A 25,969-nucleotide genomic window follows, 5' to 3' on the forward strand; every position below is an offset into this window, starting at 1 on the left:
AAGCCATGCAAAGTGACCAGCACAACCATGACGGCTTTACCCTGATGGAGCTCTTAATTGTGATGGTGCTGCTGATGGTGCTGGCGCTGTCAGCCGGCCCCAATCTGCGCGAGGTCTGGTTGAGGTACAAAGCCGGACACTTTATGCATCAGCTGGAGCAACAACTTCGCTACAGCAGAGTCTATGCGATCAGCCAGCAACGCTTGGTACGGGTTTGTCCACAACTCGGAACCCTCTGTCTGAATAACTGGGATTCCGCACCTTTAACCAGCACAGTGCTGGCCATGCCCGGCATGGCGGAGTTTGCCCTGCAGCAGCTGGAACCGGATCCAACGCAGTTCCGTTTCAGTTACAGCAGAGAGCAGCTTATTTTTCGCCCCGATGGCAGCCTGGATTTATTGGGCTCAGGTAGTTTTATTTTATGCAGTCGTCAGGTGATGCCCTGGCATTTTCGTCTGAGTTTATCGCAGGCCGGACGTTACCGTTCCAGCCTGGTGCCAGGCCTGTGCCCTTTGTAGTTCATCGGGTTCCCCTTTTAATGCATCCAGCAATTGGTTTTAGGCGCGCTCAGTTTTTGTCCCAGGCTGGTCAGGGAAAAACTCAGACAGTCCGCATCTTTCTGCTGCATCGCGACAGCCTGCGCATCCAGCCGGTATCCCTGCTCCGTCAGCTCAGCACTGATGCGATACCGGCCAGATGGGGTAGTAATGACCTTGCCAGCTAACCCGAGCTCGGTCAGATCGCGGGTATAACGCTGCTGGTCTGCTTGCAGTACTTCCTGCAAACCCGCCACTTTTAATAACTCCTGCTGCGCTTCCAGCCGGTAACTACGCAGTACATCCTGCTGGTAAGAAGGCAGCAACACAGAGGCAAGAATGCCCAGCACAGCCAAAGCCACCAGTAATTCAATCAAACCTGCACCCTGAGTTTTCATTCCTGACCTCCATGTTCAGTCTGGTACACCGCCAGTAACTTCTGTCTTGGAAAATGTTCAACCAATAAAGGGCTGCTGCATTGTGCACAATGCGCCTTGATTTCCAGCAATTCAGGCAGTACAACCTCCCCTGTTCCGGCGTCCTGCAGCGCAAAACCACGACCCGACACACTGGCCTTCAGCTGTCGGGCGACCTGGTCGCTGCTCAATTGCCTGCTGCTGTAGACGGCAGTGCCATAATGCAGATGCAATGCCAGCAGGGACACGGCTGCAGGTTGTGTGGCACAGGGCCCGGAGTGCTGCAGCGCCAGCTGTTGATACCAGACCCCGGCCGCCAGTGTAAAATCTGCGTACAGTGGCGCGGCAAATTCGCTGTACCAGCCATCGGCATCCAACAATTGCTGAAATTCAGCCTCAGTCATCAGGCGGTCCTGCTGCTGTCCAATCAGTTTGGGCTGGTGTCTGCTGCCATGATTTAACCGCAACATCAGCAACATAGCCCCACCTTCTTTCTCCGCACTAAGCAATAATACTTGTGACGGTCGTCGCCAATGCATGCCTGCAGCAGGTTGCAGTGGCACCATGGCGTCAATCAGCTGCAGCTGCCGCACCACAAAAGATCCCAGTTGACTCAGGTTAACAACCAGCTCAGCCGGGGTAGCCTTTTCCGTCAACGCATTCAACCGCCAGATTTGCTGGTCGGCCGTGGACAACAGCACCGATGGCCCGGCCATACCTGCCCATTCTACCTGCTGCTGAAACTGCCACTGAGCCATCAGCCCCCCAGTCATTGGGTCCAGCCACTGCAATTGCTGCTGCCGCGCCACCAGCACGGCCGCAGGCGACACCATCAGCAACCGCAGCTCAGTCAGATCATAGTGCCAACCCGGCCCCAGCTGTGGCTGACTGAGGTTCACCACATAAAGCCCGGCAGCATGCTCAGCAAACAGCGTCTGACCTGTATGCATCAAGGCCGAAGCTGTTGCCTGATGCGGGTTGGGCAACCGGTCAAACAAATGCCAGGGCAGATACCACCAGCCAGGTCCCGAAGCGGGGGCAAAATGCAACAAACCTTGTCGGTTGCTGACCAGAACAGATTCGGCATTGAACGTCACCTCAATAGCTTCCACTTTGTGCTCACAAGGCTCGGAGGCCAATGCCTGCTGCAATTCCTGCAGCCACAGTTGTGTTTCACCCGAAGTCAGCTGTAACTTCTCAGCCAGTTGCTGATGCTGGGGTTCAGACAGCAGAAACAGATCCTGCCAGCCAGTATCCGGCCAGTGGGTATAGAGCGACAGACTCCACAGCGGCCAGCTCAGCAGCAACAGTGCCAAACTAAAGGCGTTCATCACCAGCCTCCGCCAGTTGCTGCACCTGAACCAGACTGACCACAGCAAACTGCTGTTGTTGTTGCACCAGACTGGTGGTGGCACAACGAAACAGCGGTTCCGACCAGGCTGCATAATCGGCCGGACAATCGCCAAACACCAGCGCCTGTGGCGCTGCTGCCATGTCCCCACGTTGCTGATGCAGACGGAATAGCTGCTGCTGAGCACTGATGCCTGCGCTGGCCATTGCCAGACTTAACCTTGACTGATACAACACGGCCCCAGCCATCATGATCAGCACTGCACCCAATATCAAAGTACAAATCAATACAAAACCCTGTTGTTTCATCACACTAGTCCTGTCATAACCTGCTGTTATGAATCAATACCGCGCTGCTCAGCTGCAGCCGTCGGTACGGATCGCCCGGTGCCTGAAAACGCACCGCCCCTAACTGGTACGACACTGTGTTGCGATAACCCGGGTCGGCTTGCAGGCTTCGCAGCAACAGGTAATAGCGCACACTAATGACTGGCTGCTGCCACAGCTCTGTTGTCATTTGAGAAGTACTGAACCATTGGTCGGCCTGGCCATCCGCGTTCAAATCCAGCCCCATCTCCAGATGCAACCGTTCAACCCCGTCCAGCACAGATTCGGCAGACATCACCAACTGACCAGAGCTGCTGCGCAGCAGGCGCTTGCGCATCAGCACTGGGATCTTGCCGCCATCCCAACTTTGTTGCTGGATGTAATACACCACATGATGGTAAGGCCACAGCTGCAGGGCACTACCGCCGCCAGTGCCCGCCACAAAACGCCCCACGCCAGCCGGATCGAAATACACTTTATTTGCCAGCAATTCAGCAGGCCCTTGAGGTACACCCAACAAACGGCGGATTTGCAGCAGCTCTGAGCCTGCACTGGCCCCGGATAAACAGGCAGGTGCGACCTGACCAATCAAGGCCGTATACAAAGGTGAAAACCCCAGTGTGGCCTGCGGAAAACTGCCCGCTTGTCCGGCAAAAGCACAATCAGCGGCCGGTTGTTCAGGCGGAGACTGGGCTCCCTGCAATTCAGCCCAGCTTTTTCCTGCCACAAACCAGAGATTTTGCAGCTCAGTCTGCAGCAGACGATGGGCCAGCTGAGCCTGATGTTGTAACTGCACCAGTTGCTCTGTCTGCAAGGCTGATTTACGCCCCGTCACCACGGCTCCAATTAAAAAACTCAGCAGCACCAGCGCCAACCCCATGCTGATGCACAGCTCCACCAGGCTATACCCCCGTTGTCGGCCGTTCATAACGCGCTGTGCAGGCTGGTGCTGAGCCGCATAGGAGCCAACGGACACAGGCGGCTTTGCTGCTGCAGTTGCAGGCGGCTGCGCCAGCTGAGTTGCAGTCCCCCACTGCGGATACAGAGCTGTGGATCTGGTAACAAAGGCAAAGCAGTGCGGTTAAAACGTTGTTGCACCGCCTGTTGCACCGGAACAGGCGTGTTGCAATCCGCGTCGGCGCAGCTGGCTGGCCCGGCAGACAGCGGCAACCAGTCACGGCTGGGCCCGACGCTGTCTGCATACAGAGTGGCGAAATCGGCCAGAGCGGCGCTGGCCTGAGTGTATTGTGCCGCCAGCAACACCTGCTGGCGGGCAGATAACAAGGCGAGTAAGGAGCCCAACGCCAGCACGGCAGCCAGCGTCAGGCTGATCAGAAGTTCAATCAGAGTAAAACCAGAACTGTACGGCATATCCTTTGCCCCTGTTCAAGATCCACTCAGTTAAGCCTAATTCGGGACAGCTAAAGATCAATGCCGGATCCGATGGTCACACCTCGGATCTTACCAGCAGGCATTCACGGCATCGGCACTGCCAGATCCATTGGCGGTTTTTACGCCGGCCTGGTTGTAGCTGAAGGAGGCGCAGCTGTCATTGGCCTGCTGGCCCTGGGCAGAGGCGGTGAGGGTAAAGGTGCGGGTATCCAGATCCGTGAGTTCAAAGCTGAATTTGCCTGCCAGGTCGCGGCTGCACTGCAAGTCGGGCAAGGCGGTGTCTTCGCCATTATTGCTGGCATAAGTCAGGTTGACGCTGTACACCTGCTCCATAAACTGCGCCTGCTCCAGTAAGCAGGCCGTTACCGCCGCCCGGCCGCCGCGCAGCACATAGTCGGTGTAGCTGGGGTAAGCAATGGCTGCCAGCATGCCCACTATAGTGATAGCCACCAGCAGTTCGATCAGGGAAAACCCCGTTATTGTTCTACTTCGCGCCATGACATGCGGCCCCTTCGCAGTTGTGTATTGACGTCCAGATTCACCACATTGGTGTCGGCCAGCCCAACTGCCATCTGGTTTTCAAAAAATAACGGCTCGGTGGGCATGCTGTCAAAACGTAAACCGGACAGTACCCAGACCTCGTCCCCCTGCTCCACGCCGTCCTCATCGGTAAATTCAGCGTCATCGGTAAAATCAAAAAAATGAATCTTCAGCCGGCTGCCGCTGAAGGGGTCGACTGTCATCACATACCCATCACCTTGTGGATTGCACAAATTGTTGTCCGGAATAATGCTGGTCACCACCAACGCATCCCCAATCAGCCTGGGCGACGCCACAATACGTTCCCTGTCCTCAGGTAAATCCATATACCAGCCACGCAAACCGGCCATATCATTGGCGCTGGCAGGGGACACCAGCCGGGCCGCAGCGCCGGACGAATGCATCACATTGGTCAGGCTGCGCTCTTTCAGCTGATTGCGGCCCGACACGACCACAGCGTCCATAATGCCGTACCAGCTTTGTTCGCTGTCCAGTTGCGGGTCCTGTTCTTCCAGATAACGTCCAGTGCCAAAAAAAGCCCACAGCTGACCGGTTTCAGGTTCTGTCGCCAGCACCACCCCACCAGTGATCGGCTGGGCATTGTTCTGACTGTCGCGTGCTCTGAACAGCGGCTGGCCACTGTAGGCCACTGACCACTGCGCCGGGTTCAGGGCTGACAAATCAAATTTCCACAGATTCCCCTGCAAATCACCGGCAAAAAACCAGTCGGTATTGCCATTGCGATCATAGTCCCAGCCTTCCACTGCCCCTAAACCGTTATCACCCGTGGTGCTGGCTTCCAGCGCATTCACTATGGGCTCGCCTGTGGCCAGATCCAGCACCAGCAGGCCAACTTTGCCGCTGCTGCTGTTGTAGCCATACCCTGCTACCAAAGCCCAGCTGCCGTTGTTTAACCGGGTGATCACGGCTTTGCTGGTACTGATGCCCAACTGGGGAAAGCTCTTATCCCAAAGCAATTTAGAACCGTCAAAATCGTTCGGGTCTGTCACATCCAGAGCAAACAAATGGGCCCCACCACGGCCTGTGGAACCAATCAGTACAGTGCGCCACTGGCCATCCATATAGACATCCGCGGTGACCGATGTGCCATCGACATAATAATCTTTGCGCACCACCCCACTGACATTGGGTTCACTCAGCTGCTTCAGGTCGGCCTCGGCTGTCAGCATTGCACGTGGTACATAGGCAAAAAGTTCAGTGCCGCTGTCGGCCGAAAAGGCATGCAACATACCATCATTGGCACCCACATAAATCACCGGGCTGCGGTTGCGTTGTGCCGCAACAAAAGCCCGGTAACTGCTGGCTTCGGGCCAGCTGTACTGGTGGTAGTTGTAGTTGACGGCTGCCCCGACATAGACAGGGGACGAGTTGGCGATGTCACCCAGGGGCGTACTGCGGTTACGGAAGTTACCGCCATTTTGTTGCTCATTGCTGCGGTCACCTTTCAGATAATCCAGCACCAGACTGCTGCCAAGCGCTGCTTGCTGACTGCCGGCACCTGAGCTCAGATTGCCCCAGAGCAATTCAGCTGCTGTGGTTTCGGTCTGCCCGAAATAAATTTGCCGTTCTGTCCAGTCCGGCAGTTGTTCAGCGGCACTCCAGACATAAGAGGTGGTGTCGTCGATATTAAAGTTGACTAAATCACCACTCCAGTCACCGCTGTTAAAACGGCCCTGATAGACATGTTGCTCGGCCTGCAACGAGGTGGTGGTGCCCGCCAGGTTGGAGCCGGACGCCACCCTGGCGATAATGGCTGACAGGGTGTTGGACAAACCGGCGGCAAAAGTGTCCGGGTCGGCCGCACTGAAAAAACCGCCCCTGCTGTTCACTGCTGCATGCAGTAAATCATCAATTTTGGCTGGCTGTGAATTCAGCGGATTCGGCCAGGCAATGCTGCTGGCAGCCCCTATTGCATTAAAGGCAGTGGCACTGCTGATGGTGCCTTCGACCCCCAACCCAACGCCGAATGTCACCATATGCTGCCAAAAGGCCGGATTGACCGGGCTGGTCGGCACCAGGTTATCCAGGTCGGTGCGCAGGTCGCGCTTCCAGTAATACATGGCCACATCCGCCAGCGTATTGCTGTAACTGTCAGAAAAAGGCCCGGCCACGCTGTAGGTATAAGACTGACCTCCTGGCTTGGTGATGGTCTGGTTATTGCTGGTACTGCCGTCATTGTTGCTACGCGCCGCCGAGGTCTCCGCCTGTGAGGCCGAGTCTTCACTCCAATAACCATCCGTCATCAGAATGCTGTAGCTTTGCCGGCACATAATATGGTCGGCGCTGTCATTGCTGCCCGGCGTTTTGCCCCAGGGCCCGGCATTGTCAGTGCGGGAAAAATACTGACCGGCATTGTTCAGCGCTTTACGCAGCGGCGTGCCCTGATAATCATAAACCCGCTCGTACAATTGCTGATAAAAGGCAGTGCGATCGGCACCGGTAAAGTTACGTACCCCGGAGACCAGGGTGCCCATACTGACCCCATCCACAGTGGAACTGCCTTTATTAATGGCACCAAAGCCTACCCGTAAGGCAGCAGTCTGGGTCGAAAAAGCCCGGCCTATGCCAGCCTGAGCCGCCAGCAAACGGGAGCGGTAGTAGGTGTACCAGTTGGCAAAATTCTGAATTTCTTCCGCATAAGAGCACACACCTGCACTGCAATCCGTGCGGTTTTCCCGCCCTTCGCCGGAATAACTGGCGGTGCCAGCTGTGATATCCACCCGCGTATAGTTGGTGTAAGTGAATAAACTGCCTCCGGTATGGCGGTAGTAAACCGCAGGATAAAAGCTGCGGCTGCCACTGCTATTCTGGCAATTGGTTTTACTGGTTGCGCTGATAGTGCAGTAACGCCAGGTCACATTCTGACTTTGGGTTGCCGTTAAATTGCGGCTGCCCAACGAGGTGCGCACCGGGTGATGATAAGCCGCGGTCGGGCTGGACTGGGGGTAGGAGCTGCCATCGGCTTTAATCCATGGTCTGTAGGTGATGGCCGGATTGTAGTAGGACTTGTTCAGGCTGAACGAGCGCATCGCCCGCGCGTATAAGGCTTCGTTATTGTTAGCGGCATTGTAAGTCCCACTGTCACTTTCATCCCGGAACGACACCACCACATTGCTGGTGTCGTCCGCCCCATAAATACCGTCCGCTCTGGGATACAGGTAATAAGGGTTATCTGTATACAAATCTGGTGTGATTTCCCAGTGCATCGAACCCGAATCATCGATCAGAAACAGAATATTGGGTTCCACTGAACTGCCGGTCTGCAAGGGTGGCGAGGTTAAATCCAGCGCCGCCCAGACCGGCAACACCTGAGCACACAGGCTCAGCAGAGCCATCTTTAGCTTTGAACCCCGGTTTGAGCCTGCAGACATGGTTCCCCCTCTTAGCGCCTGAACAGACTTTGTAAGATGACGGCCGAACGCCCTGCACTGCTGACAGAACGCGCCGTAATGCGAAAGGTTGGCGACAGACAGCCAACCGAAATCCGGTCTTTGCTGGCCACATTGGCGCAGTCCGGAGGATGCGGCCAGTCGCCCAGATACTCAATCAGGTACTGTGCCGGCTCACCAACCCCGGCAGTTGGCAGCGTGGCATCTATCCACACAGATTCCGCATCCAGCCAGCGCTCTGTGGCCCCTGGTACCGCCAAATCATAAATACCGGCGTTATCAATCAAGGCCACAGGGTCAGCCACTGTCAGACGTTGTTCAGCTTCCAGCAAAGCCGCTTCCACCTGCTGGCTGGTACTGATCTGGTCGTACAGATTGGCCGTAATTTTTTCCTGAATGATGCCACTTTGCATACTGGAGGTTGCCACCAGCGTGATCGCCAGCAGCAGTAACAACACCACCACCAATGCCACTCCCCGCTGCTGAATGCTCCTGTTCATCGGTTTAGCCTCTGTTGCGCAAATGAACGCTGTAAGACAAGGTCCGGCTGGCCGCTGCCAGCTCGCTCTCCATGCCCGGCGGAGACTGCAACACCAGACTGACCCGCACCGCCAGCACGTCGGCCCAGTCTGCTACCGAATCGGCATCCTGCCAGGCCTGATTCGGCCCGCTGATAAACGCCAGTTGAAAATCCTCAACGCCATACACCACCTCTTCTGCCTCTGCGTTGTTCAGCACCCGGTACAAAGACAAGGCCTGACCGTCGGCGCTGTCGGCGACATACCAGCTGACCGAATCCAGCCGCATCAGCACTGCATTGGTGGAGAACTGCCGCACAGTGCCGGTTGCTCCGTCACAAAGCAGGGGAAACCCCAAACCCGAGGTGCAATTGGCCGCGCCCAGCTGATGCAGTACTGTGTCGTCGGCCACAGCGCTGGCGACAAAAATACTGCTCAGGGTCTCGTCACAGAGCAGCAGCAAATCGCCCGCTGCAAAACCAACGCTGGTATTGAGCTGCACCGAAGTTGCCGCAGTGTCGTGGTTTAACACGGCATAACTGCGGCCCGCTGCAAACATCAGCCGGATGGCATCCATGGCTTCGTTTGGCGTTACACCGTTAAAAACCGGAGCCGGCTGTTCAAAGCCTTCAATACCGTCATTCCAGACGGCCCAGTTCTGCCCGGCAACAGCGTCCTGTGCCACATTCAATAACCTGACTGAATTGCCGCAGCCCGAATACCCCGCACGCCGGATGTCCTGTGCCAGCAGGCTATAGCCGGAACGGGTCGCTTCATTCAGCACTGTCAGCTGCTGATTCAAGCTGGCGGTTTTATCGGCTGACAAATAGACATTGAGGGTGACTCCCGTGACAAACAGCCCCAGCACCAGGGCGACCATCAGTTCAGTCAGGGTAAAACCTGAAGCTTTTCTGTTCATGGCCGCACCTGCACAACGACAGCCTGCTCCGCAGTCAGCCGTTCGTCGGACCAGGCCAACGCAATGGTATAAAAGCCCGTTGCCGCATCCCAACTCAACTCAGGGCATAAGGCAGAAGCCGACGCCTGTTGCAGCTGCGCTGTCCAATCCGCCAACAAGTCCTGCTCGCAATCACCGGCATAAGCGCCGGTTCTGGCCCGTGTTGCGTCAGCCCGGAGCAGTTCAGCCAACGAATTGACCGCAAGCAGCACATGGGTTTTCTGCTGCGCACTCTGGTTCAGTCGCACTGAGCTGCTTTGCAGCGCCACCACCCCAAGTACTCCAGCCGCCAGCACCAGCATCGCCACCAACACCTCCACCAGGGCCACCCCTGCACAGCTCCGGTTCTGCATCAGGAGCCTCCGCACTGGGTCAGGCTGATTTCGGTCCGGCCAGCCGACCACAGACGTAACAAACGGCCCGGGCCGTCCTGCTCAGGACACAATTCAAACTGGTCATTTAATGGCTGATTGGCCGAAGTGCGAAAAAACCCCTGCGGATTAAACCTCAACTGCGGCTGGGCAAAAGAAACGGTTGCGTTGTCACTGAAGTGTCCGGCCCTCAGCACAGCAGGCGGGTCAGCCAAATCAACCACCACAAAGCCTTGCCATTGTCCGGCCTGGCCTGAGCAGGCGGTCAGCTCGGCGTTGGCATTGCACAACACCAGTGTCTGATTCTGTTTAATGGCTTCTGAGCGTCCAAGCTGCACCGCAGAAAGCAACAAATTGGTATCACTGCTGACACGATTACGCGCCAGCAAATCATTAAAAGCCGGCACCACCAGAGCCAGCAACACCAACGCCACTGTCACTGCCACCATCAGTTCAAGCAAACTAAACCCATGAACCTGACGACTCAAAACTCCCTCCAGTTCACCACTCTCAGGTAACCACTTGATCCCAGACTTAACTGTAGCAACAAAAAAACTGTCAGCAACCGTAGGTCTCTGGTCGCAAAAACCCAGAGAAACCATTGATAACTATTCGTATCCGCACTACTATCTATCGCCTTTTTCTGCATAGGGTCTGTGGTGATGTTCAAGCTGAAGCAACGTTTCTGGTTTTTATTACATGGCTGGTTGTCATTGCCTGTCTGGCTGATCTTCTGTGCTGTGTGTCTGACCGGAACCATTGCTGTGTTCAGCCATGAACTGACCTGGCTGACCAACCCAAACGCCAGAGCGGAAAACCCGCAGCACTTGCCAGCCAAAGCGGCGCCTGAACTGATCCTCGCCGTCCAACAGAAAGTGCCGGACGCCGAAGTCAGCACCGTGATGGTGATGGAGCCTTACCTGGTCAACGCCGTGCTGTTTTCCAGCAAAGGCATGCCGCCTGGAGTGGCTTATGTGAACCAATACAGCGGTGTAGTGCAGGAGCTGAACTATGGTCTGAACTTCATCAGCTTTATGCGCGCTCTGCACGGCTGGTTATTATTTCCCTGGCAGGCCAGTTACAGTGTGGGTTATTACCTGGTCTGTGCTATGGCCGTGGTGATGTTGGGTGCTTTAATCACAGGTCTGGTGATTTATAAAAATTTCTGGCGCGCTTTTACTGCACCGAAAATCCGCCTTGATCAGGGCCGCAAAACTCTGCTGACTGATTTGCACCGGCTGGCCGGTGTCTGGTCTGTCTGGTTTTTACTGCTGATGAGCCTGACCGGTTTGTGGTATCTGGTGCAGGCCATTTTGTGGCACAACGGCGTCGCCTTTTACAAAGAAGCTCCCATGCTGACACAGCAGCAGCTGCCTGCTTCCGGACAACAAGAGTCACGCATCAGCCTGGAAGACGCCTTGCAAAGCGCGCAGAAAGAATTTCCGCAACTGAAACCGGCTTATATTGGCATGCCGGAACATCATCGGGACGTCTATAAAATTTCCGGCTCCGGTGATTCTGTGTTTTTTGATCAGTATTCCTGGTCTGTGTATATCAGCCCCTGGACAGGTGAAGTGCTGGACAAATACAGTCCTGAGCAGATGACCGGCTTGCAGACAGTGATGCATATCGCCGACCCGCTGCACTATGGCACCCTGGGCGGCATCTGGACCAAAGCCATCTGGTTTCTGTTTGGGCTGATTTTATCCGGCATGTCGATCACAGGTTTTATGATTTGGGGCAGCCGTACAGTGCGGGCCGCCCGCCGTAGCAACGAAGCACCAGCCACAACTGAAGAGGTATTGTCCTGATGGCTCAACGTGACAACAGCTGGTGGCAACGCCATAAGTTTAAACTCAATGGTCTGGTGCTTATTCTGCCATTCTGGTTTTTGTATGAATCCATGAACATGACCTTTCCGGAGGCTTTGCCTCAGCAGCAGGTGGGCCCTTTTACCGTCACCCCGTCACCACTGACCAATGACGCGCCGTATCAGCACGACGGCGACTGGGTGAAAGATTTTATGCTGCAGTTTTGTGACGGTTGTGTGCCGAAGATCCGTCAGGCCTATATGACCATTGCCACAGAGCAGCCAAGCCTGGACCAGTTTGCCGACGCGCACCTTGGCATTTTGCATGGCGATAACCATATGCAGCATGTGCATGCTTTAGTGCAGTCCCCCACCGCCAGCAATCAAAAGCTGTGGTTGCTGATAGAAGACTGGCAAGGCCAGCAGCATATTGCGAGCTGGGATTTTTCGTTACCTCAGTCCTAAGCACGGATCCCTGAGCCAGCTTTCAGTGGCTGGCTGTTTTTCCTGTAAAAAATTTTTCGTTCTGCTGTCGATTTTCATCAGCCCCAACCGACTAAGCTCTGAATCATCACTGAAACAGGAGCACCAAGATGTCAGCCACCCATCCGGTTTATGCGTTACAACAAGCCTGGGCTTTAGCGGTCAAACGCCAGGACTTGTCACAAATACAGAGTTTTTACCCCGCAGAGTTCCGTGCGTTTGACGCGGTAAAGCAGCTGCAATTTAACGCAGGCGACTACTTTGTGCACTGGCAGCAATGCATGGAATTTTGCCCCGGCCATAGCCACTTTGACCTGCATCAGGTACAACTGCACAGCAGCGGCGAACTGGCTCTGGTGACAGCACTGGTGTATTGCGCCGGCAGCGACGAGCAGGGCAACAGCCAGGGCTGCTGGATGCGGCTGAGCCAGGGCTGGCAACTGCAGCAGAACAACTGGCGTATTATTCACGACCATTTTTCAGTGCCATTTGATATGGTAACCACTCAGGTGCTGTTCCAACTGAGCCCCGAACAAGGAGAGCCTGTATGAAATACCTCTGCCTGGTCTACAGCAATGAAGAGTTGCTGCACAGCCTGCCGGACAGCCCGAAGGACAGTGAATGCATGGCTTATGCCCAGTCGGTACAGCACAGTGGCCGTATGCTGGCAGCCGAAGCACTGCAAAGCGTGACCACAGCCACCACTGTGCGGGTACGGCAAGGCCAGCTGCTGCTGACCGACGGTCCTTTTGCCGAAACCAAAGAGCAGCTGGCCGGTTTTTATCTGGTCGAAGCCCGTGATCTGAATGAAGCCATTCAACTGGCTGCCGGTATTCCGGCCGCCCGGGTGGGGTCAGTCGAAGTCCGGCCTGTCCGGCAACTGGAGGTTTAACATGCGTTTTATGTTACTGATGATCCCCAAAGGGTATGAAAGCGCCGAAGCCGGTGCCATGCCCACCGCAGCGCAGGTGGACGCCATGATGGCCTTTAACCGCCAGCTGTCTGAAGCCGGCGTACTGCTGGATTTAAACGGCCTGCATCCGCCCGCTGTTGGCGCCCGCGTCAGCTTTGCCAGCGGCACCCCTGTGGTGACAGACGGCCCATTTACCGAAACCAAAGAAGTGCTGGGCGGTTACTGGATGCTGAACGTCAGGAGCCGGCAGGAAGCCATTGACTGGGCCTGCCGCTGCCCGGCGTCAGCCAATGAGATCATTGAGATCCGTCAGGTGCAGGAACTGGAAGATTTTCCGCCTGAGATTCAGCAAATTGCCGCCGACTTCCCGGATCTGCAGGCACAATGACCCCAGCCCACGCTGAAATAGCCCGACTGTATCAACAGCATCAGCGGGCCGTGCTGGCCACGCTGATCCGTCTGTTGGGTGATTTTGATCAGGCTGAAGACGCCTGCCACGAAGCCTTTATCGCCGCACTGGCTCAATGGCCGGAACAAGGCCTGCCAGCCAATCCACGCGCCTGGCTGGTCAGTGCCGGACGTTTTAAAGCCATCGACAAATGGCGGCGCCAGCAGCATGAACAGAGCATGGCCGAATTACCAGAGCTGGCCAGTGAGTGCCAGGACAAGGACAGTTCGTTGCTGACCGATGACGAGCTTCGGCTGGTGTTTACCTGCTGCCACCCGGCGCTGGCCATTGAAGCCAGGCTGGCACTGACACTGCGGGAGATTTGTGGTTTAACCACAGAGCAGGTGGCACGGGCTTTTTTGCAAAGCCCGGTTACCATTGCCCAGCGCATAGTGCGCGCCAAACAAAAGATCCGAAATGCCGCTATTCCTTATCAGGTGCCATCGGATCAGCAACTGCCGGAACGGCTGGATGCAGTGCTCAAAGTGATCTACCTGCTGTTTAACGAAGGTTATCACCAGAGCAGCGGTGAACAGCTGTTGTCGTGCGAGCTGACAGTGCAGGCGATCCGGCTGGCGGAGCAACTGCTGCCGCTGTTTCCTGATGCGGAAGTCAAAGGTTTGCTGGCGCTGATGTGGCTGCAGCAAAGCCGCAGTCAGGCCAGGCTGGACCCACAGGGGGAGGTGGTGCTGCTGGCTGAACAAAACCGGGCCCTGTGGGACCAACGGCTGATCACCCAAGGCATCCGGTTGACCGAACAGGCATTGCAGTCCGGCCGGGTTGGTCCTTATGCACTGCAGGCAGCCATCGCCGCTGTGCATGCCGAAAGCCCGACAGCGGCAGACACCGACTGGGCTCAGATCATTGGTCTCTATGATCTGCTGTTGCGTTTGCAACCCAGCGCCGTCGTAGCGTTAAACCGGGCTGTGGCATTCGGCCAACTGCATGGTGCTGCCGCAGCACTGACGCTGTTGCTCCCTCTGCAGCAGGAACTGGCGGCGTACCATTTGTATTATGTGGCATTGGCAGACTGCTACAAAAAGCAGCAGCAGTGGTCTTTGGCGGCTGACGCATTGCAGCAGGCGCTGCAACTTTGTCAGCTGGAACCGGAGCGCCGTCTGTTGCAACGCCAGTTGCAGCAGATGTCACAGCACTGACAAAGCAATCGCGGCACAGTACACTCTGCATACAGAGAGAACACAGGCAGACACTGATGACCCACGAACTGCAGGATCCGACACTGCTGAAACACAGTAGCTTTATTCAAGGCCAGTTTGCCCCGGCCAGCTCAGGCCACTTTGCCGTGCATAACCCGGCCGACGGCAGCCTGGTGGCTTTGGTGGCCCAGGTCAGCAGCATTCAGGTGCAGCAGGCCATTGGTGCAGCAACCCAGGCCTTTGCGCTCTGGAGCCAGAGCCCGGCCATTCAGCGTGCGACTGTACTTCGCCGCTGGCAGGCACTGATGCTGCAACATCAACAGGACCTGGCTCTGCTGCTGACGTTGGAACAAGGCAAGGCTCTGGCCGAAGCCAAAGCGGAAATTGCTTATGGGGCTTCCTATGTCAGCTGGTTTGCCGACGAGGCCCTGCGGATGAATGGTGCTGTCTTGCCTGCCCTGCAGCCAGGCCAACAAATTCTGGTCTTAAAAGAACCTGTTGGCGTCGTCGGCGCCATCACCCCCTGGAACTTCCCGAATGCGATGATTTTGCGCAAAGCAGCAGCGGCCTTAGCTGCGGGCTGCAGTTTTATCGTCAAACCTTCAGAGCTGACCCCTTTGTCTGCATTGGCACTGGCCGAACTGGCACAACGTGCAGGGTTGCCGCCGGGGGTGTTTCAGGTGCTGACTGGCACAGAAGCCGCCATGATAGGACAGCACCTGACAGAGGATCACCGTATTGCCAAATTCAGCTTTACCGGTTCCACTGCAGTGGGCAAATTGCTGCTGGCGCAATGCGCCGGCACTGTCAAAAAAGTCTCGATGGAACTGGGTGGCAATGCCCCTTTTATCGTGTTTGACGATGCCGATCTGGATGCAGCAGTAACAGGCCTGATGGCGGCTAAATTCCGCAACGCCGGCCAGACCTGTGTTTGTGTCAACCGGGTGTTGGTGCACAGCGCTGTCTACGAAAACTTTCTGGCTAAACTGGTCAAAGCCACAGCAGCTCTGGTGCTGGCGCCAGGGCTGGACCCCAACTGCCAGCTGGGCCCGCTGATCAACCAGGCCGCTGTCGATAAAATTCACCGCCTGCTGGACGATGCGCTGGAGCATGGTGCCGAGCTGTTATTGGGCGGTACCATAGACGCCGATTTAGGGCCTTTGTTTTTTCAGCCGACTATCCTGACGGATGTCACGCCAGAAATGGCGATCAGCCACAGCGAAATTTTTGGCCCTGTGCTGGCACTGACGATGTTTGATCAGGAAGAGGAAGCGATAGAACTGGCCAATGCCAGCCCAACCGGATTAGCCGGTTATTTTTACAGCCAGTCCGTTGCACGGGTGTTTCGGGTAGCCAAAGCCTTGCAGCTGGGTATGGTAGGCGTGAATGAAGGCCTGATCTCCAACGCCGCCGCTCCTTTTGGCGGTGTCAAAGAATCAGGCCTGGGCCGGGAGGGTTCCGTCTATGGGCTTGACGATTATTGCGAACTCAAACACCTCTGCATCGGCAGTCTGAGCTAACGGAATACATCCGTCAGCACGTCAGCGACAATCAGGGTTGCCACCGAAACCAACACCAGATCCGTGCCCAGCAATTGCCACTCATAGCCGGGATGGACAGGCAACCGGTCCAGAAACCCCACAGGGGCCGCCCGCTGTTGCAGGCCAGGCGGTAAGGGTTTGCCTTTACGCAGTTTGTTGCGGCTGCCCGGAGCTAAAGGTTTTTCCCCTGTTAACTGGTATTCAAGCGCCAGCTGGCGGGCTTCATTGACGGATATTCCTGCCCCAACCAGAGTCGGGCTGTACCCCTGATGCGGCGAACCTGCTGGTCCCTTGGTTTTACTCTGACCAGCGGGCAACGCCGGATCCGCGACGGCAGTACCGCCCAGCATCGGGACTATCAGCAGAGTCCAGAGTTTGATTCTGTGATTCATGCAGTTTCTCCTCTGTGCAGATTCAGAGGAGAGCATAAGCCCCAGTTACTGAACCTGACCTGACTCTGTGGTATTTTCTGTGCTGCCGGCTGTCGGCTGCACTGCGTTTGCCGCAGGGGGTTTCACCGCGTCCTGCGCAGCTTTTTGTGCCAGCACCACAGGGAAAAACAGCTGCAGTGGGTTTTGCCTGGCCTGTTCCAGCACGGACTTCAGCAAGGCGGGAATGCGGCTCAGACGGCTGCCGCGTGCCCGCAGCGCCACCGCCAGCGCCAGCGTAAAGCTGACCCATAAATTGACAAAACCAATCAACAACACCAGCAACAGATGAAATACAAAACTCAGAACCGATAAATCGCCACTGACGGCACTGTATCCCAGATTCGCCGACGCAAAAGCCACATGGCGGATATCCAGCGGCAAACCGGTCAGATACCCCAGGTACCCTGTCATACCCAACAAAATACCGAAAAAGAAATTACCCGCCAAAGCACCATAATGCTGGTGCATATAAGCAGCAAATCGTTTGCGTGAGCGCTCAGGCAAAATTTGTTTCAGGCCCGGATGCTGGTACAGACGAACCCGTAAATCCAGGTAATTGGCCCTGTTTTCAAAAAAGCCGGCAATCAGACCGGAGCAAAATAACCAGACCCCGGCAATGGCCGCAAAAAACAACGACCCCGCCAGAGGCGATACCGCCCTGAGCTGATAAGCGACCTGTTCGGCGCTCAGTAACGGAGCATCCTGCCACCACCAGACCAGTGCCGCTATGCTGCTGGCCGTCAGCACAGCAACAGTGACATTGCCCCAGACCGCCGCCCACTGCGACCGGTTCACATCAATCAGCAAAGCCGCCAGTTTTTTATGCACAGCCCGGCCGTTTTCGCCACGCTCCACCTCCGAGGCAAAACTGGCCGCCGTCATGGCCGGTTGTTTGGTGGCCACGGTAAAACCCAGCATATGAATAAGCACAAACCCCAAAGCGTAATTCAGGCTGACCAGCAACGCATTGGCAAAAGGAGCCAGCCCCTGGCTTTCGATAAAGATCTTATGCAGCGCCATCAACGCAATAATGACACCAGCTCCGGCTGCCGACCGGACCAGATGAAAAAACTGCGCCTTGCTACGGGCAATGTAATGTTCGCCATGGCTACTTTTATTGACCGTGATGCTTTTGGATAACATCTGACTGCTACTGCGCCACAAGGCGGACACCGAGTTTTTTTCAATGCCAGCGGTGACCAGGGTTCGCAGGACCAGAAACAACTTTTGCTGCCAGAGTTCAGGCTCGGGCTCCCGCCAGACCGCCACCAGCAGTTCAATCCGGTCTAAGGTCTGTTCCAGCCGTTCCAGCAAATGTGCCACAGACACTGAACTGCCGACACCAGCGCCCCGTCGGCGCAACCGCTCTACCTGATCGCGGCATTGGCGCAACATCACATCAAAATGCGCCAGGTCGTAGCAAGGCTGCTCCGGGTTTTCCAGCTGACGTTTGCCTTGTTCGACAAAGAGTGTCATTTCACGGTGTAAAGCAATAAAAGGGGAATCGATACTGATCAGACGTTTGTCCATCCGCATCAGATCCGGTTCAATTTCTTCAGCCGCCACCCAAATCCCCAGCATTTCCAGAGCGTACAGCGTTTCTTCGCGGCAATGCAGTTCCAGAGAGCGCATCACCTCAGGCGGACAATAGGAGGCGAGATCCAGCAGAACCTGCACCAGCTCGTCGGCTCCCCCCCGCTCCAGCCAGTCTTCGTGGTCACTCGACTTAAACAGCTGCACCAGCACATCTTTCAAGTCGGCGTAATCTTTCGGTGCCGGGTTGATTTTTTCATAGAAACGCGCCGCCATTTCGCGGAAAAACCCCCGACGGGAAAAGATCCCCAGACTGACCAGCGCCGGGTACAGGTGCATCTGGCCTATCCATTGAAACAATAATGCAGCCAGGGAAGCCGCATGTTTGGGGTTAGCGGTCATCGCCTCAGCGAACTTGTGGGCCCGGCTTTTCTGTTCAAAACCAAAATGCTGTGCGCTCAGCCAATGCACCAGCTGGCCTGCCACCAACTGGCCGTCCCTTTGCCCGGCCAGACTGCGCAGCAGACTGACGGCACTTGATGTTGTCATAGAGAATCCTCTTCACTGCGTCGAACCGCAAGGGCAGAAACAGGTTCGTTCTGATAGGGCACCATGCCGGATAAGAGAGCAAAAGCACAGCAGAGTTCCACGATCTGCCGCAGATAGCCGATGAAACCGACTGTCTGCGGCAATGCGTTAGTGGCGGGTGGTTTTCAGGTATTGAAACAATTCTGTCGCAGGCATGGCCTGGGCATACAAAAAGCCCTGCCCTTCTTCACAACCCATAGCAGCCATCAGTTGCTGTTGCTCTGCCGTTTCAATGCCTTCAGCAATAGTGGCCAGCCCCAGCTTTTGCCCCAGATGCACTATGGTTTCGGCAATCAGAGACCCATTGGTGCCTTTAAAGTCTTTAATAAAAGCCCGGTCAATTTTGATCCTATCCAGCGGCAGTTGCTGCAGGTAACTCAGTGACGAAAAGCCGATACCAAAATCATCAATCGCGACCTTCACGCCAAAGGCTTTCAACTGCTCCAGCGCCGCTATCACAGCTTTCGGATCGTCCATCACCACAGACTCCGTAATTTCCAGTTCCAGCCGGGCCGGGTCCACCTGATAGTGCTCAATGCAGTCAATCACCGACTGAACAAAACGGTGATGGCGGAACTGTGGCATCGACACATTGACCGCAATACGGACCCCGGTATGACCGGCATGGGTCAGCTGCTGCAACATCTGACAGGCTTGCTGCAACACCCAGTCGCCTATTTCGATAATCAGGCCCGAGTACTCAGCCAATGGAATAAAAGTGGCCGGAGAAACAAAACCACCTTCAGCCTGAGGCCAGCGCAGCAGGGCTTCCAGGCCTATCACTTCATTGCTTTTCAGACAGACCTGCGGCTGATACCACAGCTGCAGTTTGTTGCGCTGAAAATCAGAACGCAGGCTGCGCAGCATTACCAGCCGCTCCATCATCATGGTTTCCATCTGCGCGTCGTAATACTCGAAATTCTGCGCCAGATGTTTCTTCGCTCTGTTCAGCGCTATATACACCTGCTTCAGAATGCTGATGCCTTGTTTGGCACTGTCTTTCAGACGGCAAAAACCAAAAGTCGCATTGACCTGCAACGCATGTTCTGAGCACTGAAACGGCATTTCAAAAATACCGTTCAGGCTTTCCGGATTCAGTGCCGACTGCGGACCAATTAACCCAAACACATCCGCACCAATGCGGCCTATCTGGGCGATTTCGCCAAATTGCGCCACCAGACGGTGCGTCACAGCCACCAGCAGCTCATTGCCAATTTCCTGGCCCAGCCCATCGTTGACGTCGGAGAAGTGATCAATATCCACCAGCACCGCCACTGTCTGCTCAGGATCCAGCCGCCGGGTGTCCTGCAACAACACAGTAAACTCATTACGGTTCGGTGTTTTCGTCAGCGGGTCTATATAAGCCGCATGCTTGAGCTGTTGAAACAAGGTGACATTTTCATAGCCAATGGAAATATTACTTAAAAACACTTCAATCAGCTGACGGTCAAAATCCTCAACCGGTCTGTTGGTTTCCAGATATACAGCAGCCGCATGTTCAGAATTTCCCAGGTACAGCACTGTGTCTCTGTCGGTAAAAATATGCCGGCGTTGCTCCAGACACTGGGTGATTTGCTGAATAATACGTTCGTTATTCAGCCGCTCCAGCCGACATTTAATAAAAGGTGCGTAGTTGCCTGCTGCACCCAGCACATAAATAGTGTCGCTGGCGCTGCCGTCGTCTTCAATCTGCGCGCAAAGTACACCTTCCGCATGCAGGCCAATCAGTGATGAAATCTGTGTGACCACCCCTTCGGAAAACTCGTGCAGCGAATGTTGCTCCAACAGGTTGGCGCCGGCATTGATAATTTTCTGCAACCCAAGCCGGTTTTGGTTGATGGTGCGGATTTGCTGGTAAGAACGGATAGAAGCGATGATGGTGGTCACCAGCTTGTTGCGGGTCAGCTCAGTTTTGGTTTTGTAATCATTGATATCGTATTCTTTGATCACACTTTCTTCAGGTGCATACCCAGGCTGCCCGGTGCGCAGTACAATACGCACTTCATCCAGCTTCAACTGTTCACGGATTTGCTGGACCACCTGCAGGCCGGCGTTGTCGGACTCCATCACCACGTCCAGCAGAATCACAGCAATATTGGGATTGGTTTTAAGAAAGGACAGCGCTTCTTTGCCGGAATACACGTGATGAAAAACCAGCTTGCGGTCCAAAACCAGCAAATCAGATAAAGCCAGTTTGGTAACGGTATGAATTTCTTCATCATCATCGACAATCAGCAGGTGCCACTCTCCGCTGTGCAATGACTCTGGCGCTGCTTCCTGCTCTTCTTCTGCCAGAAACAGGAACTCTTCCTCTGACGCTTTTGACACCATGTTCCGACCTTTTACTACTCTGTCCAGGGGGAAATCCGGTCTGCTATGAAAACGCGTTGGTTTCTCTGATCAACCTTAGCTTATTCCGCCCCGCCCAGCATCCTTTGCAGTTTTTTTACCCAATCAGCTTACACTATACCCTCAGGCAAAAAAAGCAATTCATTTTGTTAAAGTTCACTTAAATCATGCAGTTAACATTTCAATATCATGACGACAAAAAGAGCGTGTTATGGTAACGCGGATAAGGTCCCTAACAAGCGGCAACGCAGTGGAGTCAAACCGGATGCAGCGCATTCAGTCAGGTCGGGGTTTTGAGCGTTTGCAACGGCTGGTCCGCCAGCAACTGGGGCATGAGCTGGCGACCGATCAGAGCAAACCTCAGAGCCAGGCAACAGCCGCCAACGCTCCTGTAGAATTCAGTCAACGCCACCAGCAGCTGGCCAGCCGCTCCGGCGCTGAACTGGACATCCAGACCGGGTACCAGCAGTTGAGTCTGCTGCAACGGGCACAGCGGCGGGAACGTATGCACAAGGAGCGGCAACAGGCCAATCTGGAACAGGTGATGCGACTGACGCAGGATTATTGCCCTGAACATGTGGCCAGCTTAGAGGTAGACCCGGACTGGTTTCAGCAATACTGCGAACTGGTACTGAATATCTCGAACCCCACTATGCAGCAGCTGTGGGCCAAAATCCTGGCCGGTGAAATAGCTCAGCCCGGCAGTTTTTCGCTGCGTACCTTATTTTTATTGCATCAGATGAGTTACAAAGAAGCGCTGGCATTACAAAGAGCCGCCAGCCTGACCTGCAGAGTGCGGCAGCAAGACAGCGGCCATATTTATTTTGGTTATCTGCGCAGCCCTTCGGTCTGGCAATTTTTAACAGGGCGTAGCAAAGCTGTGCTGAACCTGAGCCAGTTTGGCCTGACCTACCCACAAATTCTGAGCCTGACCGAACTGAATTTATTGCACCCCAGTGAAATTGAAAGTGGCGCTCTGGACCCGGCCACCCCACTGAACCTCTGGTATCACCAGCAACAGCTACAGGTCAAAGCCAAAGTGCCGGGTCTGGTGCTGCAGTACTACAAGTTTACGCCTATGGGGACTGAACTGCTGCCCTTGCTGAGCAGCCAGCCTAACAGCGCTTACCTGCAGACACTCAAACAGCTGCTGAGCCCTGTACTGCTGATTGAATGAAAGTACGGTTGAGTCAGACCAGCTGAGCCGCCGCTTTGCAACGCTGCAGCAAGTCGACAATTTTAGGCAGGTCCAGGGGTTTAATCACCACATCGTCCATGCCAGCGGCCAGAAAACTTTCACGTTCCGCTGGCAGCGCATGGGCGGTAAACGCCAGGATCAGGCTGTGCTGGTGATGAGGAAGCTGCCGGATCTGCTGGGCGACCTCAGTGCCCTGCATATCCGGCAACTGAATATCCAGCAGGATCATCTGATAATGATTGGTTTTTGCCAGCTGCACCGCTTGTTGCCCAGTTACGGCAGTGTCCAGTTTTAACGCCTGGCGCGCCAGCAAAGCCTGCACAAAAGCCAGATTGGTCTCATTATCATCCACCAGCAAAATACGGGGTTGTTGCTGGGTGTGTTTGGGTAACTGCAGTACTGGCAGGATCTGCAAAGGCCGGCTCAGCACAGGGCAACTTAATTGCGAGCGCCACCAGCTTTGCTGTGCTGGTGAGGCAAAAGCAATGACAGGGCAATCCAGCTGTTGCAACAGTTGCTGATACTCATTGCTCTGCAGCTGGTCAGGCAATTGCAGCACCACCAGGTCCAGCAAACGCAGCTTGCGCTCCAGCAACAATTCTGCTGGCCCCTGCACCTGAAACACCTGTTCAGCCACCGCAGACAGGGCGGGTTTGATTAAAGCGCTGCGGGCAGGTTGTGCATCCAGATAAGCCAGCGCCTGTTTCACCGCGGACGGCTGACTCCACACTTTATGCAGCGGAACCTCCAACACCAGCGAACAGCCCAATTCCTCCAGGCACGATAAACGTACCTTATAGCCTGCCTGTCGGATCAGCTGTTGCACCAGATACTGCGCTGGCAATAAATCCTGCCCGCTTTCCGGTGTCAGCAAAAACTGCAACGCTGTGCTGCGTCCGGCAAAGTCCCATTGCAACAACAGACTGCTGTCCTGGAAATTCTGCAGATAACAGTGCCAGGTCAGGGGTTGGTCACGCATACCACTGCAAATCAGTTGAATAATGGCGCGGCAGGTCCAGGTCAGCGCCTGCAGGTCCAGTTCAAATCCGTTCTGATGCAAAGCCGGGTCTTCCACCAGCACCAGTTCAACACCGGCCGGGCCAAGGTACTGCTGCCATTCAGTGTTTTCCTGCTGCAGCCAGACCCCGGGTTGCCAGTGTTCAGGCGCGGCTTCGGTGCAACGCAGCTGCCACTGCATTTGCCAGAATTCCAGTTGTTTTTTTAACTCCGCTTCCGTCAGCGGCCACAGCAGACGCAGCTGCTGCTGCCATTGCTGCTGCACTGTCTGCGCCTGCAATTGTTGCTGCTGACATTGGGTCAGCTGCGCCGACAATGCGGCACAACGCTGTTGCAGTTGGTCAAATTGTTCTTTGCTCGGTTCGGCCAGCTGCAGGCGTTCTGCCACCTGACCTTTCAGACTGTGATGGGTCCAGTTCAGTTCGGTCAGCGCATTCTGCAGTTCAGTCCACAGCGCGTCCCCTGACACAGCCGGAGCAGGGCGCTGCAGCAACAGGTGCAGTTCTCTGTTCAGATCCATCATCATACGGTGCTGTTCAACGCGGTACTTGCGAACCCATAACGCCAGTGCGGCAGCGGTCAGCAATAATGCCACCAGCCAGTAGGCGCTTTGATGATACCAACTGGCATGCAGCTGCAAAGGTGCAATCTGCAGTGCTACATAGCCTAAAACGTCCCCTTCGGCTTTGGCGGTATCAGGCGCAAAAAACACCATGCTGGCCGGACTGACCAGCACTGCAGACCACAACAAATCAGAGCCATCCGGCAGCGCCTGGCGCCCTGTCATATTCTTTGAAATCGCCCAGTCTACAGTCGCACTGTAGCCCTGACTGGCAGCAAACAACTGGCCGGAGGCATCAAACACCAGAATGGATTTCAGTGGTAAGGTACTGGCAAAGCTGGACGCCAGCAGGTTGGCTTTAATCTGTTCCGCAGCCCCTTTGACCAGCAAAGGCTCCACCATCAGGGCCAGACTGGTCAATAGTTGCTGTTCGGCTTCACTGCGGCTGCGTTCCTGCTGCTGCCATTGGCTATGCCAGCTCAAAGTCCCGGCCAGGCCAATTAAGGCGATAGCAAACAAAGTGGTCAGCAGTAAAGCACGGAGTTTCATCAATAAATTCTGCCCGGATAAATACAGCAGCCACTATAGGGCGGACCTGAATGCAGAACAACAGGAATTCTGCATTCAGCCAGAGCCAGGCTTAAAAATGCAGCTGAACGCCAGCAAAAGCCCCGTCAAACGTCAGATCTGCATCCAGGTCATCCACATCATCCAACTGCAACTTGCTGCGTTTAAAGCCTGCCTGAAACTGCAGATCGAACGCCGGCACATCCACCAGCTCATAGGACAAACCGTATTTGATATCCGACAAGGAGCTACCGTCATAGCTGGCGTAATTGGCTTCGGCAAACAAAGTCACTCCTGTGCCGAGCAGACCAAAGCTGCCGTAGCCGTACAACATGGGTACGATCGCCGAAATGTCCTGACGGGCACTCTGACCATTTTGCAGACTGACCACACTCAGTTCGCCGTCGATGTACTTGGCCGTTACACCCAAATCAAAGGCAAACAGCTCGTTGTCGAGCAACTCGTAATAAAAGGTGGCGTCCAGATTGCTCAGGTCGGCGTCCTGCATCACAGTGCTCGCCACATCAAACTGCTGGCCGTCAAACACAAAAGTGCGGTTAAGCACTGTGCTGCCGCCCGACTTCAGGTTGTTGTATTGCAAACGGATATTGGGCATCAGTGGCACCGGGTGCTCTATTTTCAGCGCAAAGCTGCCCAGAGTTTTGTTGGCAAAACTAAAATCCTGCTGCTGACCTGGCTGGCCAAAGCCACCGTCCACAGATGCATCCATCAGATCCGCGTTCAGGTACACCCCGGCCACAGTGTCTGCCCACACCAGAGGCGACATCAGTGCCGCGCCGCACAGCCATGCCTTCATCGAAAATTTCATTGTGAGATCCTTGTTCTTTTATTCAATTCGTTAGGGAGTTATTGGGCTACCGCCACCACATCGGCTTGCTGCTGCGCCGTGCTGCCGTCACTGAAGCTGAACGTCAGCGGCACTTTGTCCCCGGCCTTCAGTGCAGTTTTGGCGTCAAACAGCATTAAATGCAGGCCACCAGGTTGAAAGGTTACAGTCCCGCCCGCTGGCACATCCACCTGTTGCAGTTGCTGCATTTTCATCATGCCGTCCTGGTGCACATGCTCGTGCAGCTCAATCTCTGCAAAAGCCGGGCTGGTCACGCCGGTCAGTACAACGGCTTCTTTGCCGGTGTTTTCCAGCGTCAGATAACCGGCCGTCATACTGCGGCCAGGCAACAGCTCACGCACTTTGACATCGCTCAACTGAACACTGGCTGAGAACGCAGCGGCAGAAAATAACGAGAGCAGCGCCACCAGGCTTAATTTATTCATCACAGACTCCATCAGTGGGGATGCAGAACATTCTAACGGAAGCGGCCGCCGCGCCGTCAACGCCTTTTTCCAGTAAGTCAGTGCTGCAAAAAACAACAGCAACACAATTATCTATCAAAGCATTGGCTGATTTTGCTGAGGTTTCGCTTTTTGAAAGTCGAAATTTCAGCCCTTTAGCGATTGTCAACCCAGCAAACCACTATAAAACAGAAATTTTGTTTAAATAATAACCTTTGCATTGTTGGCAAAAATCCGTAAACT

General features: G+C 55.1%; 27 protein-coding genes. 10 read left to right on the top strand and 17 right to left on the bottom strand.

Annotated features, from left to right (window positions below):
* The first annotated feature begins 5 nt into the window (after nucleotides 1-5).
* The gene (locus WKJ03_RS10830) at nucleotides 6-518 is read left to right on the top strand and encodes a GspH/FimT family pseudopilin (RefSeq protein WP_337842221.1); all 513 of its coding nucleotides are present in this window, start codon (nucleotides 6-8) and stop codon (nucleotides 516-518) included.
* 17 nt (nucleotides 519-535) lie between these two features.
* On the opposite strand, the gene WKJ03_RS10835 is transcribed toward WKJ03_RS10830, so the two are convergent.
* From WKJ03_RS10835 to WKJ03_RS10885, 11 genes are all read right to left on the bottom strand, one after another.
* A complete protein-coding gene (locus WKJ03_RS10835) occupies nucleotides 536-934 on the bottom strand; it encodes a type IV pilin protein (RefSeq protein WP_337842222.1) in 399 nt (132 codons plus the stop codon).
* Nucleotides 931-2,283: a hypothetical protein gene (locus WKJ03_RS10840; RefSeq protein WP_337842223.1), complete on the bottom strand. Its 1,353-nt coding sequence runs from the start codon at nucleotides 2,281-2,283 to the stop codon at nucleotides 931-933. The genes WKJ03_RS10835 and WKJ03_RS10840 overlap by 4 nt, the downstream gene beginning before the upstream one ends.
* Entirely contained in the window at nucleotides 2,270-2,611 is a 342-nt protein-coding gene (locus WKJ03_RS10845) for a hypothetical protein (RefSeq protein ID WP_337842224.1), read from the bottom strand. Before WKJ03_RS10845 ends, WKJ03_RS10840 begins: the two co-directional genes overlap by 14 nt.
* A gap of 13 nt (nucleotides 2,612-2,624) precedes the next feature.
* Nucleotides 2,625-3,557 carry a PilW family protein gene (locus WKJ03_RS10850; RefSeq protein WP_337842225.1) on the bottom strand — a complete coding sequence of 311 codons (933 nt, stop codon included), beginning with the start codon at nucleotides 3,555-3,557 and terminating at the stop codon, nucleotides 2,625-2,627.
* On the bottom strand, nucleotides 3,554-4,000 hold the full coding sequence (locus WKJ03_RS10855) for a prepilin-type N-terminal cleavage/methylation domain-containing protein (RefSeq protein WP_337842226.1): 447 nt from the start codon (nucleotides 3,998-4,000) through the stop codon (nucleotides 3,554-3,556). The genes WKJ03_RS10850 and WKJ03_RS10855 overlap by 4 nt, the downstream gene beginning before the upstream one ends.
* Nucleotides 4,001-4,090: 90 nt before the next feature.
* Complete coding sequence (locus WKJ03_RS10860; protein WP_337842227.1) at nucleotides 4,091-4,519, bottom strand: type IV pilin protein; 429 nt, start codon at nucleotides 4,517-4,519, stop codon at nucleotides 4,091-4,093.
* Nucleotides 4,498-7,953 (bottom strand): PilC/PilY family type IV pilus protein, encoded by a 3,456-nt coding sequence (locus tag WKJ03_RS10865; protein ID WP_337842228.1) that lies wholly within the window; start codon nucleotides 7,951-7,953, stop codon nucleotides 4,498-4,500. Before WKJ03_RS10865 ends, WKJ03_RS10860 begins: the two co-directional genes overlap by 22 nt.
* Nucleotides 7,954-7,964: 11 nt before the next feature.
* Nucleotides 7,965-8,471 carry a pilus assembly protein gene (locus WKJ03_RS10870; protein WP_337842229.1) on the bottom strand — a complete coding sequence of 169 codons (507 nt, stop codon included), beginning with the start codon at nucleotides 8,469-8,471 and terminating at the stop codon, nucleotides 7,965-7,967.
* Between the two features lie 4 nt (nucleotides 8,472-8,475).
* Nucleotides 8,476-9,408 carry a PilW family protein gene (locus tag WKJ03_RS10875; RefSeq protein ID WP_337842230.1) on the bottom strand — a complete coding sequence of 311 codons (933 nt, stop codon included), beginning with the start codon at nucleotides 9,406-9,408 and terminating at the stop codon, nucleotides 8,476-8,478.
* Entirely contained in the window at nucleotides 9,405-9,800 is a 396-nt protein-coding gene (gene pilV, locus WKJ03_RS10880; protein WP_337842231.1) for a type IV pilus modification protein PilV, read from the bottom strand. Before pilV ends, WKJ03_RS10875 begins: the two co-directional genes overlap by 4 nt.
* The gene (locus tag WKJ03_RS10885; RefSeq protein WP_337842232.1) at nucleotides 9,800-10,306 is read right to left on the bottom strand and encodes a GspH/FimT family pseudopilin; all 507 of its coding nucleotides are present in this window, start codon (nucleotides 10,304-10,306) and stop codon (nucleotides 9,800-9,802) included. Before WKJ03_RS10885 ends, pilV begins: the two co-directional genes overlap by 1 nt.
* A 174-nt stretch (nucleotides 10,307-10,480) precedes the next feature.
* Between WKJ03_RS10885 and WKJ03_RS10890 the strand changes: the two genes are divergently transcribed.
* From WKJ03_RS10890 to WKJ03_RS10920, 7 genes are all read left to right on the top strand, one after another.
* A complete protein-coding gene (locus WKJ03_RS10890; protein WP_337842233.1) occupies nucleotides 10,481-11,629 on the top strand; it encodes a PepSY-associated TM helix domain-containing protein in 1,149 nt (382 codons plus the stop codon).
* On the top strand, nucleotides 11,629-12,093 hold the full coding sequence (locus tag WKJ03_RS10895) for a hypothetical protein (RefSeq protein WP_337842234.1): 465 nt from the start codon (nucleotides 11,629-11,631) through the stop codon (nucleotides 12,091-12,093). The genes WKJ03_RS10890 and WKJ03_RS10895 overlap by 1 nt, the downstream gene beginning before the upstream one ends.
* A gap of 128 nt (nucleotides 12,094-12,221) precedes the next feature.
* Nucleotides 12,222-12,662 (top strand): nuclear transport factor 2 family protein, encoded by a 441-nt coding sequence (locus WKJ03_RS10900; RefSeq protein ID WP_337842235.1) that lies wholly within the window; start codon nucleotides 12,222-12,224, stop codon nucleotides 12,660-12,662.
* Nucleotides 12,659-13,003, top strand: a complete 345-nt coding sequence (locus WKJ03_RS10905) for a YciI family protein (RefSeq protein WP_337842236.1) — start codon at nucleotides 12,659-12,661, stop codon at nucleotides 13,001-13,003. The genes WKJ03_RS10900 and WKJ03_RS10905 overlap by 4 nt, the downstream gene beginning before the upstream one ends.
* A gap of 1 nt (nucleotide 13,004) precedes the next feature.
* Entirely contained in the window at nucleotides 13,005-13,412 is a 408-nt protein-coding gene (locus WKJ03_RS10910) for a YciI family protein (RefSeq protein WP_337842237.1), read from the top strand.
* Nucleotides 13,409-14,629 carry a sigma-70 family RNA polymerase sigma factor gene (locus WKJ03_RS10915; RefSeq protein ID WP_337842238.1) on the top strand — a complete coding sequence of 407 codons (1,221 nt, stop codon included), beginning with the start codon at nucleotides 13,409-13,411 and terminating at the stop codon, nucleotides 14,627-14,629. The genes WKJ03_RS10910 and WKJ03_RS10915 overlap by 4 nt, the downstream gene beginning before the upstream one ends.
* A gap of 56 nt (nucleotides 14,630-14,685) precedes the next feature.
* Nucleotides 14,686-16,149, top strand: coding sequence for an NAD-dependent succinate-semialdehyde dehydrogenase (locus WKJ03_RS10920; protein ID WP_337842239.1), 1,464 nt, complete (start codon nucleotides 14,686-14,688; stop codon nucleotides 16,147-16,149).
* Here the strand turns inward: WKJ03_RS10920 and WKJ03_RS10925 are convergent.
* From WKJ03_RS10925 to WKJ03_RS10935, 3 genes are all read right to left on the bottom strand, one after another.
* Entirely contained in the window at nucleotides 16,146-16,562 is a 417-nt protein-coding gene (locus tag WKJ03_RS10925) for an anti-virulence regulator CigR family protein (protein WP_337842240.1), read from the bottom strand. The two genes, WKJ03_RS10920 and WKJ03_RS10925, sit on opposite strands and share 4 nt — an antisense overlap.
* A gap of 45 nt (nucleotides 16,563-16,607) precedes the next feature.
* Entirely contained in the window at nucleotides 16,608-18,683 is a 2,076-nt protein-coding gene (locus WKJ03_RS10930) for a site-specific recombinase (RefSeq protein ID WP_337842241.1), read from the bottom strand.
* A gap of 147 nt (nucleotides 18,684-18,830) precedes the next feature.
* Nucleotides 18,831-21,053, bottom strand: coding sequence for an EAL domain-containing protein (locus WKJ03_RS10935; protein ID WP_337842242.1), 2,223 nt, complete (start codon nucleotides 21,051-21,053; stop codon nucleotides 18,831-18,833).
* Between the two features lie 283 nt (nucleotides 21,054-21,336).
* Between WKJ03_RS10935 and WKJ03_RS10940 the strand changes: the two genes are divergently transcribed.
* Nucleotides 21,337-22,248: a TIGR03899 family protein gene (locus WKJ03_RS10940; protein ID WP_337842243.1), complete on the top strand. Its 912-nt coding sequence runs from the start codon at nucleotides 21,337-21,339 to the stop codon at nucleotides 22,246-22,248.
* 13 nt (nucleotides 22,249-22,261) lie between these two features.
* Here the strand turns inward: WKJ03_RS10940 and WKJ03_RS10945 are convergent, their stop codons facing one another.
* The 3 genes from WKJ03_RS10945 to WKJ03_RS10955 form a co-directional block, all read right to left on the bottom strand.
* Nucleotides 22,262-24,397 carry a response regulator gene (locus WKJ03_RS10945; protein WP_337842244.1) on the bottom strand — a complete coding sequence of 712 codons (2,136 nt, stop codon included), beginning with the start codon at nucleotides 24,395-24,397 and terminating at the stop codon, nucleotides 22,262-22,264.
* Between the two features lie 91 nt (nucleotides 24,398-24,488).
* A complete protein-coding gene (locus WKJ03_RS10950) occupies nucleotides 24,489-25,244 on the bottom strand; it encodes a TIGR04219 family outer membrane beta-barrel protein (protein ID WP_337842245.1) in 756 nt (251 codons plus the stop codon).
* A 38-nt stretch (nucleotides 25,245-25,282) separates the two neighbouring features.
* Nucleotides 25,283-25,708: a copper chaperone PCu(A)C gene (locus WKJ03_RS10955; protein WP_337842246.1), complete on the bottom strand. Its 426-nt coding sequence runs from the start codon at nucleotides 25,706-25,708 to the stop codon at nucleotides 25,283-25,285.
* A 20-nt stretch (nucleotides 25,709-25,728) separates the two neighbouring features.
* Between WKJ03_RS10955 and WKJ03_RS10960 the strand changes: the two genes are divergently transcribed.
* Nucleotides 25,729-25,935 carry a hypothetical protein gene (locus WKJ03_RS10960; RefSeq protein ID WP_337842247.1) on the top strand — a complete coding sequence of 69 codons (207 nt, stop codon included), beginning with the start codon at nucleotides 25,729-25,731 and terminating at the stop codon, nucleotides 25,933-25,935.
* Nucleotides 25,936-25,969: the final 34 nt, after the last annotated feature.

Origin of the sequence: Rheinheimera sp. (genome assembly GCF_037442525.1) — a bacterium.
Classification (GTDB): Bacteria; Pseudomonadota; Gammaproteobacteria; order Enterobacterales; family Alteromonadaceae; genus Pararheinheimera.